Below are 13,103 nucleotides of genomic sequence, written 5' to 3'. Positions count from 1 at the left end.
ACATAAGTTCTGTAAAATTACAAATTTCAAAAAGTTTTTGAGTCAAAAATTCCATATCAAAAGATCAAGTTTTCCTACTGTATACAAAAAATTAACTTAGAATTTACAGCAAATTCGCGACACTGCCGGATCATATGTTGATTAATAATGAGCTCATCCATAATGAGTTCATCCCAGAACCCATTTCCTTGTTAGCAGTAGTCTTCAGGCTTATTAAAAATGCGGAAGGAATACCAAAAATAACGGAAAAGCCCATTGAAAAATACCTGAATCTGAGAAGCTTTATGTTTCATTAACCCAGATGACTATGATAGTTAAAAATGACTATGATAGTTAAAAGTGGGGGGAAATGAATGGAACAGCAATTAAAACCATTAGCTCTTGGCTTAGCTGCAGCAATAGTATCTGCAATTATCATGGGTTTGCTCGGGATATTTGGTAATTTAGGGATTTACATGGGTGCTGTTGAGATGATGAGACAATGGCATATGTTTTTCTCGTTAACTCTAACAGGTATAATTGCTGGAATGATCGAAGCTGCAATCATTTCGTTTATTTTCGCATATTTGTTCGGGATATTCTATAATAAATTTGCTTGATCCGGATGTAAATAAAAGTTTCATAACTTGAGGTCCCAGTCCGTATTTAACTTGTCAAGGAATTCTATTTACTATGATTATGAGAGCAACTGCGATGCCAGTTGAGATCCACGTTCCTAATCCGCATCCACTGCCATTTCCAAAAAATAAAATCAATAAAAGAAAAATCCGGTTTAACTTGGCCTGAGTCCTAAAACGAGGCGCGGTATTAATTGAAAAATCGTTTATAAATGAATCCGGTATCCGGGAAAGATGTAAATCATGTTGCCGTAGAGAAGATGGATGTCCGGGATGTCGGGTGTATGAAGCATGTACGATTTCGGATAAACCAAGTGAGTGTATGCTTGAAGATGAACAGGCGTTTGAAAACCTATAATATCGTGGAGAAGGACGTGGTTAATTGTCAGCACACTGGAATGTAAAATCGGAAGAGGGTAAAATCATCATTACTCTTGCAGGCGGCTTTGAGTATGATCTACTCGAAGAATGGGCTTATGTGGACAAATCATCAATGGATATTGTACCTGTGGCTCTTAATACCCTCATGGATGAAATTGAAACTGAACCATTGAAAATACTACGGAAAAATCAACTAAACGGTGACATTTAACTTATTTTAGACAGTGAACACTATCAACATGGTTATATTTTTACAATAGTGTTCCGAAAACAAGGCTTTTTAGAGCTTATTTCTCATCATCTCGAAATTCAAATTTTCTCCCAAAAGTATATCAAGCCTTAAGACTCTACATACTGGTAAATACGCCACTCATATTAACCGCATACTTGAATCTGGCCCCCTCCACATTCCCGAACATATGCAGATCATTGTAAATTCTAAAGCATTCCGGGATGTGAACTCCGGACGGGCAGGGCATGCAGTACTCACAGCCGGTACAGCCGACTTTCATGAGTTCATGGTATTTTTTCTCAACTCTGCTGATAAGCTGAAGCTCGGCTTCGGTCAGGGAATTCGGATAGGCTTCTTCGGCAATTTTCAGGTTTTCTTCGACCTGGGATTCCTCGTTCATGCCTGAGAGTGCAACCGTGACTTCGGGATGGTTCCAGACCCAGCGAAGGGCCCATTCCGGAGGTGTCCTTTTTACCGGAGATTCAGCCCAGATCTCTTTTACTTCATCAGGCACAGGACCGGCAAGGTTCCCTCCTAGAAGAGGTTCCATTATAATTATGCCCAGGCCCTTTGAAGCGGCATATTTCAGCCCTTCGGTTCCTGCCTGGTGCTGTTCATCCATGAAATTGTACTGGATCTGGCAAAAAGTCCAGGGATAAGCGTCCACAATCCGTTTGAAATCCTCAACTAACCCGTGGAAAGAGAAACCTGCATTTACAATGCGGCCATCAGCTTTGGCTCGATTGAGGAAATCGATCACGTCAAAGGCCTCCAGTTTGTCCCATAATTTTCCTGCAAGGCTGTGCACAAGATAGTAATCAAAATGATCTGTTTTAAGTCTCTCCAATTGGGCATTCAGGAATTTATCCATATCTTCCCGACACTCCACAAGCCAGGATGGGAGTTTTGTTGCAAGTTTGACTTTTTCCCGATAGCCATCAGCAAGAGTGCGTCCTAAAAACGGCTCGCTCTCTCCCATATGATAGGGCCAGGCTGTGTCAACATAGTTCACTCCCTGGTCGATTGCATATCTCACCAGGCTTCTGGCCCTTTGCTCATCTATTGTGCCATCCTCTTTAAGGGGGAGGCGCATACACCCAAAACCCAGTATTGAAAGTTCGTCCCCGTTCTCTGGCATTTTCCTGTACAGCATTCTTTTTCCTCCTATGAATTTCCTTATGCTCTTATCTCATGAATATCCGTAAGTCCTATTTTCATCCGGTTGACTACTCACTCTTCTTTTGAGGAATTGTTATTATTGGTTAAGTTGTTTGACTGTTGAATATGCTTAATATCACTCAATGGCCTGTGAAGCCGGTGAAAAAATACTTTACAGGCTGTCTCATAACCATTTTAAATTGTACAATTGGGTAATACCCATTTCAATTTTTATTTCATTTCAACAATGAGAGATAATTTTCATAGGCCAACATAGCGTATTTGCTATTCTAGCTCGAATTCCCACTTTATCGAAGTCATAAGCAATATCGAAAACATGGATGAAACCCAGTTCCGAAAATCATACAAAAACGGTACTCTGTTCTTTTCCCCTCTGTTCTTTTCCCAGCCATTTGAACATACCAGTGCCGAGATGATACGGGGTTATACCAAGGTTGAAAAACGAATAGCCAAAATGATTGAAAACCAGTTGGTGAATTACCCTGTTTCAAACTGGCTTACTGCTCAGAAAGGCATCGGCCCGATCCTTAAAGGTGGGCTTATAGCTTATACTGATCCGGTATTGCCAAAGCTTACATATGCTCAGTCGCTCTGGAAGTATGCCGGGTATGCAGTTGTTGAAATGTACCAGACTGGCAGGAAGAGATATTAGCCAATCGCAACCCGTGGTCGACGGCTCACCCGGAAAGCCGAACGGCATCAAAACGGACATGCCGGGTTGATTTGTGCCCGTTGATTGATAAGTGATTAAATTGCAGGAATACCCAATCGTAAATACAGGCACGATGCAGGGACAGTAGAGGCATAATCGATATTTAAATCTTTTTATTAGGTTCCCATTACAACGGATAAATCGTGATTGATATGGCAAGCAAATACATTTCAATGCCCTGTAAGTACCATAGAAATATTATTTGTCCATACTGCAGGCAGGCATTAACGAGGTTATCAAATTTAATTGCCCTTCCAGCTAAATTGCCCTTATATTCCCTGTGATGAAAAAAACAGTTTTATTAAATAAGCATCATTATTATAAAAAGAGAATAGAATATATAATTATCAGCCTGTATGGCTATCAACCGGTATTAATTTTACAGGGGATTAGCATTACGGAAAAAAACCTTCAGAGCAAATTCACGGGTAAGGGGCTTCCTGAAAAAGAGTTACCTGACTTTTTTGAGTCAAAAGACGAACTGAAAATGTTTCTGGGAAGTATTCCGCAGGTCATTTTCATAAGGAAAGCCGAAGCTGCCTTTCCGGTTGAGTTTGTTTCTGCAAACGTTTCCTGGTTCGGATATGAACCTGCAGACTTCAGGGCAGGAAAAATGCTGTATGCTGATATCGTCCATCCCGAGGACCTTGAAGCTTTCAATTTTGGGGTTATAAGCAATTCCGAGCGAGGCATTACCGACTATATTCTGGAATACAGGATTCTTACAAAAAACGGAGAGATCCGCTGGGTTGAGGACAGGACCCTCATCCAGTACGGGAAAAACAGCAGGATAAGCCGCTATATCGGGATTGTTTCGAACATTAACACTCGAAAAGAGCTTGCAGAAAAACTGGAACAGGAGAAACAGAAGTTCAGTTCTCTACTTAACTCAAGCCGCAGTCTTGTAATTATCATGGACAGACAGGGAAAATTCCTGGAAACAAACGATAGGGTGTGTACAAGCCTCGGGTACAGCCGGGAAGAACTCCTCAGGCTCGCTCCTGCTAACATCAATACAAGGTACGGAAATCAGTTCCCAAGGCAGGTCAAAAAGATACTTCATAAAGGAAACATTGCCTTTGAGACCAGCTATCTGAAAAAAGACGGCACCTCTATCCCTGTGGAAGTGGAAGCCCATTTAATGGATTACGAGGGCAGAAGCACAATCCTTACGGTTGCAAATGACATCAGTGAGCAAAAACAAATAAAAAAAGACCTCTCAAACTCCCTGAAAGTAAATAAAGTCCTGGAATTAATTGTAAGCAGCAGCCCTATTGTTGTTTTTCTGAGCAGCCCCAGAGAAAAAAGGCCTGTGGAATTCATAACTGAAAACATAATCCTTTTCGGGTATCCGGCAGGGGCTTTTACCTCAGGGGAACTGGCATATGAGGACATAATCCACCCCCTTGATGTTGAAAAAGTTAGGGATAACCTCTTCAGGAATTACAAGGAAGGCAAAACCGACTATTTCCAAGAGTACAGGATTCTAACAGCCTCCGGAGAGGTTCGCTGGGTTAATGAGCAGACGTTTATCCATTCCGATGAAAAAGGGGATATCGATTACCTGTACGGGACAGTTATTGACATTACTGAAAAAAAGCAGAGTTCGGATCTCCTGCGCATCCGCCGTGATACAGGCACTGCCCTTGCATCCACCGATGAAATGCAGGATATCTTAAGGCAGCTCCTTGACCTTGCGCTTGAGGTCAAACCCCTGGACTCAGGCTGCATTTATCTGATGGACGAGGGAAGCGGCGAGCTGAAATTAAAAACCTGCAGAGGGCTGTCCCCTGCTTTTGTAAAAACAGCGTCAAGTTTTGGGAGATCTCAGGGGCTCGTAAATCTGTTCAGGATAGGAAAACCTATCTACAGGCAGTATTTTGAGCTTAAAAAGATGGCTTCCCTTGAGACACCTCCTGATGAAAAGCTCAGGGCAGCGGCCTTCATTCCCGTATTCTCAGGAGGAATTTTTGCGGCAGTCATGCAGTTCAGTTCCCATAAGGCGGATGAGATTTCCGAAAGCTCCAGAAAACAGCTCGAAACCATTGCCCTTGAACTCGGAAACGAGATTGCAAGGATTAAGGAAAAAGCAGAACTCCAGCAGACCAGCAGCGATTTTCAGGGGCTCTTCAAAAGCATAAAGGACTTCATTTTCATAGTAGATCAGGAAGGTTGCATCATTCACTCGAATCCCGCCTTCCGTAAATACCTTTCTTATACCGAAAAAGAACTTCTGGGAAAGAATATCCTCTCCTTCCATCCCCAGAACCGCGTCCTTGAAGCCGCAAAAAACTTTTCCGAAATCCTTGAAGGAAAAACCTCCTTTTACAGTGTTCCCTTTGTTAGCAGGGAAGGGATAGAAATTCTTGCTGAAACCAAATTCAGTAAAGGCTCATGGAGGGGACAAGAAGTCCTGATCGCAATCTCTAGGCCCGGGATTGCGGAGTAAGAAAAGACGGGCAAAACAGATCTCAATATTACAAATTCATATCAATTTTTAATCTTGTTTTCCGCTCAGAATTCGAACAAGATCAAAATCCTCCTAAATCCATTTTCAAGCAGAAAACAAACAGAATAAATTAATTTTTGTTTGAATAATCAAATATATAAGTTTATCCTGCACCAAAATCTGAGATTATAAAGATATATCCAGTTAGTTGATAACGAGAATTACAATAAATTCAAAAAAAAGTTTAAGTCAAGATGTAGTTCGAAGGAGAGGATTCTGAGCTTTCGAATTATTCTTATATATAAATCTACCGAAATTGTTCTGTTCGGAGAGAGTTAAAACTACGAGAAATATATTATAAGCTGGTGAGCTACAATGAAAAAAGCTCACACCAGTACTTTGGTTCCAACTATGTGAACCCTCTGACGGGGGGAACATATCAGCACTCACGCGAATAGACCCAAACTGACTGGAAAAAGTACCGCAACGTTTGGAACCAGAACTGCACATCATAGGCCGGATAAAAGCCCAAAAATGCCATCCACCACAGAATCTACCACAGCTACAATATCTACCATATCTAACACACCACAAATCCGGCCCTGGTGTGCAGTTGAAATAATTTGAAGCCTCTTTCCTGAACATCCTTTTTCCGAAAAACTCACTGTTGGCAAAATCATTTCTGGAGGCACATGTTGAAACCGGGAAACAACCCGTTACGGAGTTTTCTGGAAAATATATTTAACTCCATCCGCCATTTTATTTAGTAGTGAATATAAAATCACTGTAGATCGTACTTTAAGGGGGAAGGTACTATCGTTACAAAAGAAGAAGTCATTGAAGTTCTGAAGAGCTGCTATGATCCCGAAATTCCGATCAATATCATTGATCTCGGACTTATTTACGGGATTGAGATAAAAGAAAACAGAGTGCATATAAAAATGACCCTGACAGCCCCCGGTTGTCCTATGGGGGGGGTTATTGCTGAGAACGTAAAGCGAAAAGTCGAAGCAATCAAAGGGATAAAAGAAGCCGAAGTAGAACTTGTCTGGGATCCTCCATGGACTCCGGACAGAATTTCGGAAGACGCAATGAAGAAGATAACGAAATAAAACGGCGAACTAAAACCTGGTGAAATTAAACATAATAACTGAAACGTTATGGAATAAAGATTAGAAATTAAACCTTTACGGAATAAAACATCAGGAACTAAAAATTTTGCATTAAAAGTTGGGGGAACAAATATGGGAAATCAGGATCTTAGTGATCTGCCAATGAAGGTAAAGCTGCCCAAGCCAGATGATGCAGGCAGAAGCCATATAGAGGAACTTATTACAAAGCGGAGGTCGATACGGGAATATGCTGACAGAGAACTTTCCGAGCCGCTCATTTCTCGTTTTCTCTGGGCAACCCAGGGGACCAGTTCAAAAGAAGGGTTAAGGACGGCACCTTCGGCAGGCGCACTTTACCCTCTTGAGGTTCATGTCGTAATCGGTGAGGGTAGTGGGCTTGAAGCCGGTATCTACAGGTACGTTACGGAAGAACATTCCCTTATCCAGGAAATCCCTGGCGACATGAGGAAAAAACTCTCGGAAGCCGCCCTATCCCAGGGCATGATCAAAAACGCTCCTGTTTCACTCTTAATTTCTGCAATCTACCCGCGCATAACAAGCAAATATGGGAAAAGAGGTCTCAGATATGCCCATATGGAAGCAGGACACGCTGCCCAGAACGTATACCTGCTTGGAGTTGAATTGGGAATCGGGACCTGTACAATAGGGGCTTTTGAAGATGAAGAGGTAAAAAAAGTCCTCAAAATGCCTGCAAATGAAGACCCTCTCTATATCATGCCCCTGGGCTACATCTAGACCTGCCTGTAAATATTTTTCTGTGCAGAAGAAATAGCATCCGATCAGTAGCCGTAAACCGAACAGTGGCAAATCAGCAAAAGTAAATTCGGATGGACCCGAAAAAAGAAATCAAAGATTCCTTTTCACTGCCGGGTCCATTTCAGCATTTTTCCTGACCAGTCTGCCTCCGGAATATGTATAGATTACGGGCCTTGCATTTGCCAGCCTGATTTTGCGGATATCTTCATTGGAAATCCCTTCAATATGCTTTATCAGCGCTCGTAAACTATTCTGGTGAGCACAGACAATTACATTTTTTCCGTCCTGAAGGGTAGGAAAGATCTCTTTTTCGAAATAGGGCACTGCACGTCTATAGATATCCTTGAGGCTTTCTCCTTCAGGAGGGCCTTCGTCAAAACTCCGGCACCAGTGGAGGATCTGCTCTTCCCCGTATTTCTCTTTCATCTTGTCCTTTTTCTTGCCCTGCAGTATCCCGTAATAGCGTTCGTTTAAGGCTTCATTTAAATGGATAGGGATCAGGTTTTTTTCGGTTTTAGGGGGATATGCATACCGTTTTTCTTTATTATCCTTCCCGGCTTCGTTTCCGCTTTCGGCCCTGCCCCGTTCTGTCTCGGCTTCTTCGTGGACAAAGACCCCAATTTTTTTCTGCTTTGAAAGGATAAGAAAGAGCGTTTCCTGTGCCCGTATCAATTTTGAAGTGAAAGCAAGATCCAGATCAATCTCTTCCAGTTCGGCAGCACAGAGAAGGGCTTCTTTTATCCCTTTTCCAGTCAAAGGGACGTCCACCCAGCCTCCGAACCTGCCATCAACGTTCCAGCCGGATTCCCCATGTCGTACAATTATCAGATAACTCATTCAAATCTTCCAATCTCAAGACTTAATGCTTGTTTTTAAAATGTGACTTTAAAATATATTTAGAATATGGCTTATAAAGTAAAGCAGGACATAAAAATATAGTTTTTTGATTTAAACTTCATGATTTTTTCGATTGCGGCTTGAACTCAATTTCCGTATCATAGAGCAAAGACCAGAGATCCCCCTTTTTGTACATCCTTTCCGCATCAATTTCGGCTCCCTGCCCTATTATTTCAAACTTGACCTTCCGGCCTTTGAAAGTAGCCTCCCCGAGCCTGCTTTCCATTCGGCTGTAATCAAGGGCATCGGCAAGCCGGATGAGAGCAGCCACTTTCAAGGTGACGTCCTGCAGGTCTTCGGGCATTTTCCCGAAAGCTTTTCCCTTAAGTTTTGCAACCTTTTCTTTTCCAACTCTCTTTTTATGCAGAAAAGCCGTCCAGGCAACAACCGGCCACAACCTTTCAGGCAATTCGGCAGGCGGGTGCCGAAGCAGGATATCTCTCCCTGCCCTATGGTGGTTCTCAAGGTCAGTAACTACCCCGGTATCATGCACAAGAGCAGCCATTTCCACTAATGTCCGGTACTCGGGACCTAGCCCGTGGATAGGAGCAAGGATCTCAAAAAGTTCGAGTGCATTCCGGGCCACATTATCGGCATGGCTACGTTCAATTCCATATTTATGAAAAAGGTCTTCAAGGGACATGGGTTCGGGCAGGGTATCATTTTCGAACCCGTTCTTCCCCTCGGATTTGAAATTAGAGCTCATTCAAAATTCCCTTCATTTAATTTCCTTCCTACTATTGAAAATCGAACTGAAGTTATTTCTCAGTTTCCCGAGTTTCGCCTCGCCCGAATTGCGCCTCGCCCGAATTGCGCCTCGGGAGTACGCTGTCCGTTTCGCTGCGCTCAAGCGGACTAAATTATGTTTTATCTGATCCTTACAACTATATTCCCTATACTGAGTCGTTCTTGTTCCGCTCGACCCAGGAGATCGGTCGTCACTAAAAATTGAAAAAACAAAAATAAGAGTGAAAATAACCAAATTCCCTACAGGCTGTAAATCTATCAGGATGTAAATAGAACTTAAACTCTCTATAAAATACTTGTTTTCAAGTTCCTTCTTTAGTCTCAATTTTCTTTCTGCGTTTTGGGCAGGGCCGCCAGACAAGCTGGCGGAAGTACTAATGTTTACCTGTTCTTTGAAAACCAGTTTCTGGGGCTAAGGAACCTGTTCCTTCGATCTGTAGACGTTTCTTCAGTATATTGCCTCTCTCAATTGCGGCACTGGTTTGCAGATTATTTTTGTCTTACCTGATGGAACGGCCAGGGTCCCGGAAGGCACGGGAGAGAAAAATGAGAAATTCCTTTTCCGAACAGAAAAGATAAAAAATTAACTCGTGTAATAACTCCATCCTGAGCCTGCGGATAACTTAATCATTATATATCATGTCCCGACTCTTAGTTAACAATGATCAAAATCAGCTTCAAGCAGGGAACTCTTCTCATAAAGGGCAATGTAAGGGTCCCGAATTCAATCTGGGACGAAAGGAGCGGAAGCTTTCGGGCTCCTGCTCTGTATTACAGGGATATTGTCAACTACCTGAAAGAATCCGACATTGACTTTGAAGATGCTGTCCTTGACCTGCTTCCCTGTCCGGATCTTGCAGCAGCCTATGAGGCTTCGGGAAAGAAGCTGAAGCTCCGGGACTATCAGGCCGAAGCCCTTATCGCGTGGAGTGAAAACGAAAAATGGGGAGTTCTGGTCTTGCCGACAGGAAGCGGAAAGACCCTTGTGGGCATCAGGGCAATTGCCGGGTGCAACACGCCTTCCCTTGTTGTTGTCCCGACTCTTGACCTGCTCGAACAGTGGAAAACCCAGCTTGAAGCAGCCTTTTCCATGGAAATAGGAAAGCTTGGGGGAGGCGAGAAAAGAATCCTTCCCATAACCGTTTCCACATATGACTCTGCCTATATCCATGCCGAAACTCTGGGAAACAGGTTTGGCCTCCTTGTTTTTGACGAAGTACACCACCTGCCTGCAGCCGGGTACAGGAGCATTGCCGAGTTTTCCGCAGCCCCGTGCAGGATGGGGCTCACAGCCACTTACGAAAGGGAAGACGGGCTGCATACGGAACTCAACCGGCTTGTGGGGGGAAAGGTCTACGAGAAAAAGGTCTCGGAACTTGCTGGCGGACACCTTGCCCCTTACACGATAAGGAGGTTTGCCGTAACCCTCACCAAGGAGGAACAGAAAGAATACGATCGAAACTATGTCGTATTCCTTGAATATCTCCGAAAAACCGGAATGCTGATGAGAGGAGCTCGGGACTTTCAGAAACTGGTAATGAAAAGTGGCAGGAACCCTGAAGCCAGAAGAGCCCTCCTTGCAAGAAATGCAGCAAGAGACCTTGCTTTCAACAGCGACTCAAAAATCAAGAAACTGCGGGAGATCCTGGAGCAGCACAGGGAAGACAGGGTGTTTATCTTTACGGAACACAACCGACTGGTACACCGGATTTCCAATGCGTTCTTTATCCCTGCAATCACCTACAGGACCCCGGCAAAAGAAAGGAACTCCATCCTTGAAAAGTTCAGGGCAGGAAGCTACAGGGCAGTTGTTACTTCAAAAGTGCTTGACGAAGGAATTGACGTCCCTGAAGCAAACGTTGGAATCATTGTAAGCGGGACCGGAAGCAAAAGAGCCTACGTCCAGCGCCTGGGCAGGATCCTCAGGAAAAAAGAAGGAAAAGAAGCCGTTCTCTACGAAATCATAGCTGGGGAAACTACCGAAACCGGGACTGCAAGACGGAGAAAAGAAGCACTTTCCTCCGGAAAAAGAACTTCCAAAGCTAAAGACTATACCGGAATCCCGAAAAAGAAAAGTCCGGGAGGTGATTCTTCTGCTCACCTCTGACCTGCTTGTAACCCGCATTTCAAAGGGAAAAATAAAGCCGGAATATGCAGCCTTTGATTCCGAAAACCTGGAACTTGCAGAACTCCTTATAGAGACTTTCGAACAGCATGTGGGAAAAACATACGGGGACCTGCTGTCCGAACTTGAAGGATATGAAGAGATGAATTACCGTTTCATCAGGGGACTTTCCCAGCTTCTTGGCCGGCGGGCTGTGGTTGAAACCTCTTCGGCTGTTGACCCTTCCGGAGCCAGGGAAGCGGTTTTTGAGGCCTGTCGAGGGATGGCACTTTCTCCTGCCGAAAGAAAAGAGGCACTCCAAAAAGCTGCGAAAAAGCTTTCGATTTCAGCCCCGGAGCTTGAAAAATCCCTCTGGGCCGACCTTGAAAAAAACCAGGTCCTTAAAGAATTCGATACACTTTCCCCGGCTGAGCTCCTCAGGCAGTATAACATCTCCCTGACCCAGACCCTTCTTTTCCGCGCTGTTGACCTGGATATCTGGATAACAGGTGATTTCCAGAAAGTCCTCTGGAAGATCCTCAGGTCCGGGCTTATGTATTCCCTGGAGGACGCTGAAGAGGAAACCGGTGAAAAAGAAGAAACTGAAGAGCTAAAGGCTGTCCACCTCCGGCTTGAAGGGCCAGCTTCCCTTTTCCGGATGTCGGAAAGGTACGGGAATTCCTTTGCAAAACTTTTTCCAACTCTCCTGCGAACAAAAGGCTGGAGCCTGAAAGCAGGCATTCTCCACAAAGGTTACCAGGGGAAGCGAATCCTTGAGTTTACCCTCGACAGCTCGGAAGCAGCTTTTAAACCTTCATCCGAAGCAGTTCGATATTCGGAAGCCCTCTATTCCGGACTTCAACTTGAGGAAACCCGGGAAAGATACAGAGCCGGAAAAAAAAGCGGAATAGGAGGAGAAGGTGGAATCAAGGAAGAAAGTGAAATCGGAGAAGAAGGTGGGATCGGGCTTGCAGAAGAGGAAGCCGGGATTCAGGAAATAGCCGCCGAAGAAGCAAGTTATGACAGTACACTTGAACAGGCATTCGGCAGCCTTAGTCTGGGGAGCTGGAAGGCAAAACGGGAACCCACAATTCTCAAGGCGGGAAAACACGCTTTTGTCCCGGACTTTTCTCTACAGAGAAATAGTTTGAAGGTATATCTGGAAATCGTAGGCTTCTGGACTCCGGAATACCTTGAAAAGAAAGTTGAAAAACTCAAAGAAGTGAAGGAACCCCTTATTCTCCTGATTGACAGAAAACTGAAATGTTCCGAAAAAGACTTCCCTGCCCAGGAAGTAATTTTCTTTGATAAAAAGATCCCGGCAAACGAAGTCATGAAGGTGCTTCGGAAATACGAGGAAAAGAAACTTCGTGAAGAGAAATCAATACTTCAGGAGATGGAAATTCCGCTTTCCGGGGAACTGATAAGCCTTGCTGAAATAGCAACTGAAAAAGGAGTCCTGCTCGATGCTTTAAAAGAAGTGATTGCAGCCAGGCTTAAAAAATCAAAGGAAACTGAAGAAGCCGGTACAGGAGAAGAGTCCGAAGAACCGGAGAAGTACAGGGACTATGTACTCCTCGAAAACTTTGTAATCCACAAACAACTGCTTGAGAAAATAGATAAGGAGCTTGAAAAATCCGGGGTTGTGGAGACATATGCGGATGCGGTAAAAGTCTTTGAAGGCTTCGGGCTTGACAGCAGCCTCTATTATCCCGTGCTGGAAGAACTCGGATATAAAGTTAGCTGGGCAGGGTTGAGTGAAGAGGACGCTAAAGTCAAAAAAGTTCGAAAATGAAGGTTTTATTTCAAAATTATTTCGCTTCTTCTATCTTAAAATAGTCCGGTTACATTATAAAAAATCGGACATATTATTTTTTAGGCAGATATAAATTATAA

Annotated in this window: 12 protein-coding genes; 8 read left to right on the top strand and 4 right to left on the bottom strand. The window is 43.8% G+C overall.

What is annotated here, in order from left to right:
- The first annotated feature begins 353 nt into the window (after positions 1 to 353).
- Complete coding sequence (locus MSSIT_RS11330; protein WP_187151731.1) at positions 354 to 599, top strand: hypothetical protein; 246 nt, start codon at positions 354 to 356, stop codon at positions 597 to 599.
- A 400-nt stretch (positions 600 to 999) separates the two neighbouring features.
- Positions 1,000 to 1,209: a hypothetical protein gene (locus tag MSSIT_RS11325; RefSeq protein ID WP_048172458.1), complete on the top strand. Its 210-nt coding sequence runs from the start codon at positions 1,000 to 1,002 to the stop codon at positions 1,207 to 1,209.
- Positions 1,210 to 1,345: 136 nt separating this feature from the next.
- On the opposite strand, the gene MSSIT_RS11320 is transcribed toward MSSIT_RS11325, so the two are convergent.
- Positions 1,346 to 2,383, bottom strand: a complete 1,038-nt coding sequence (locus MSSIT_RS11320; RefSeq protein WP_231589769.1) for an aldo/keto reductase — start codon at positions 2,381 to 2,383, stop codon at positions 1,346 to 1,348.
- Positions 2,384 to 2,725: 342 nt separating this feature from the next.
- Here MSSIT_RS11320 and MSSIT_RS11315 point away from each other — a divergent pair, with 342 nt between their 5' ends.
- The gene (locus tag MSSIT_RS11315; protein ID WP_048172456.1) at positions 2,726 to 3,061 is read left to right on the top strand and encodes a hypothetical protein; all 336 of its coding nucleotides are present in this window, start codon (positions 2,726 to 2,728) and stop codon (positions 3,059 to 3,061) included.
- 343 nt (positions 3,062 to 3,404) lie between these two features.
- Complete coding sequence (locus MSSIT_RS21260; protein WP_052721619.1) at positions 3,405 to 5,570, top strand: PAS domain S-box protein; 2,166 nt, start codon at positions 3,405 to 3,407, stop codon at positions 5,568 to 5,570.
- Between the two features lie 509 nt (positions 5,571 to 6,079).
- Here MSSIT_RS21260 and MSSIT_RS23225 read toward each other — a convergent pair.
- Complete coding sequence (locus MSSIT_RS23225; RefSeq protein ID WP_156158844.1) at positions 6,080 to 6,262, bottom strand: hypothetical protein; 183 nt, start codon at positions 6,260 to 6,262, stop codon at positions 6,080 to 6,082.
- A 123-nt stretch (positions 6,263 to 6,385) separates the two neighbouring features.
- On the opposite strand from MSSIT_RS23225, the gene MSSIT_RS11305 reads away from it, so the two are divergent.
- Positions 6,386 to 6,682: a metal-sulfur cluster assembly factor gene (locus tag MSSIT_RS11305; protein ID WP_048172454.1), complete on the top strand. Its 297-nt coding sequence runs from the start codon at positions 6,386 to 6,388 to the stop codon at positions 6,680 to 6,682.
- Positions 6,683 to 6,814: 132 nt separating this feature from the next.
- Complete coding sequence (locus MSSIT_RS22055; protein WP_187151730.1) at positions 6,815 to 7,438, top strand: SagB/ThcOx family dehydrogenase; 624 nt, start codon at positions 6,815 to 6,817, stop codon at positions 7,436 to 7,438.
- 111 nt (positions 7,439 to 7,549) lie between these two features.
- Here MSSIT_RS22055 and MSSIT_RS11295 read toward each other — a convergent pair whose 3' ends face one another.
- Together MSSIT_RS11295 and MSSIT_RS11290 are read right to left on the bottom strand one after the other, a co-directional pair.
- Positions 7,550 to 8,296: a histidine phosphatase family protein gene (locus tag MSSIT_RS11295; protein ID WP_048172453.1), complete on the bottom strand. Its 747-nt coding sequence runs from the start codon at positions 8,294 to 8,296 to the stop codon at positions 7,550 to 7,552.
- Positions 8,297 to 8,414: 118 nt separating this feature from the next.
- Positions 8,415 to 9,062: an HD domain-containing protein gene (locus MSSIT_RS11290; RefSeq protein ID WP_048172451.1), complete on the bottom strand. Its 648-nt coding sequence runs from the start codon at positions 9,060 to 9,062 to the stop codon at positions 8,415 to 8,417.
- 702 nt (positions 9,063 to 9,764) lie between these two features.
- On the opposite strand from MSSIT_RS11290, the gene MSSIT_RS11280 reads away from it, so the two are divergent.
- A complete protein-coding gene (locus MSSIT_RS11280) occupies positions 9,765 to 11,210 on the top strand; it encodes a DEAD/DEAH box helicase (RefSeq protein WP_048172447.1) in 1,446 nt (481 codons plus the stop codon).
- A complete protein-coding gene (locus tag MSSIT_RS11275) occupies positions 11,188 to 13,002 on the top strand; it encodes a DUF790 family protein (RefSeq protein ID WP_231589768.1) in 1,815 nt (604 codons plus the stop codon). The genes MSSIT_RS11280 and MSSIT_RS11275 overlap by 23 nt, the downstream gene beginning before the upstream one ends.
- Positions 13,003 to 13,103 lie beyond the last annotated feature (101 nt).

The organism is Methanosarcina siciliae T4/M (assembly GCF_000970085.1).
GTDB classification, from domain to species: domain Archaea; phylum Halobacteriota; class Methanosarcinia; order Methanosarcinales; family Methanosarcinaceae; genus Methanosarcina; species Methanosarcina siciliae.
The sequence above is the reverse complement of the archived record's forward strand: the minus strand, read 5'-3'. Positions and strand labels throughout refer to the sequence as shown.

Bases quoted from the DNA above. Each gene is read 5' to 3' on its own strand.
- MSSIT_RS11330 (WP_187151731.1), top strand. From the start codon at position 354: ATGGAACAGCAATTAAAACCATTAGCTCTTGGCTTAGCTGCAGCAATA.
- MSSIT_RS11320 (WP_231589769.1), bottom strand. From the start codon at position 2,383: ATGCTGTACAGGAAAATGCCAGAGAACGGGGACGAACTTTCAATACTG.
- MSSIT_RS11315 (WP_048172456.1), top strand. From the start codon at position 2,726: ATGGATGAAACCCAGTTCCGAAAATCATACAAAAACGGTACTCTGTTC.
- MSSIT_RS21260 (WP_052721619.1), top strand. From the start codon at position 3,405: ATGAAAAAAACAGTTTTATTAAATAAGCATCATTATTATAAAAAGAGA.
- MSSIT_RS22055 (WP_187151730.1), top strand. From the start codon at position 6,815: ATGGGAAATCAGGATCTTAGTGATCTGCCAATGAAGGTAAAGCTGCCC.
- MSSIT_RS11295 (WP_048172453.1), bottom strand. From the start codon at position 8,296: ATGAGTTATCTGATAATTGTACGACATGGGGAATCCGGCTGGAACGTT.
- MSSIT_RS11290 (WP_048172451.1), bottom strand. From the start codon at position 9,062: ATGAGCTCTAATTTCAAATCCGAGGGGAAGAACGGGTTCGAAAATGAT.
- MSSIT_RS11280 (WP_048172447.1), top strand. From the start codon at position 9,765: ATGATCAAAATCAGCTTCAAGCAGGGAACTCTTCTCATAAAGGGCAAT.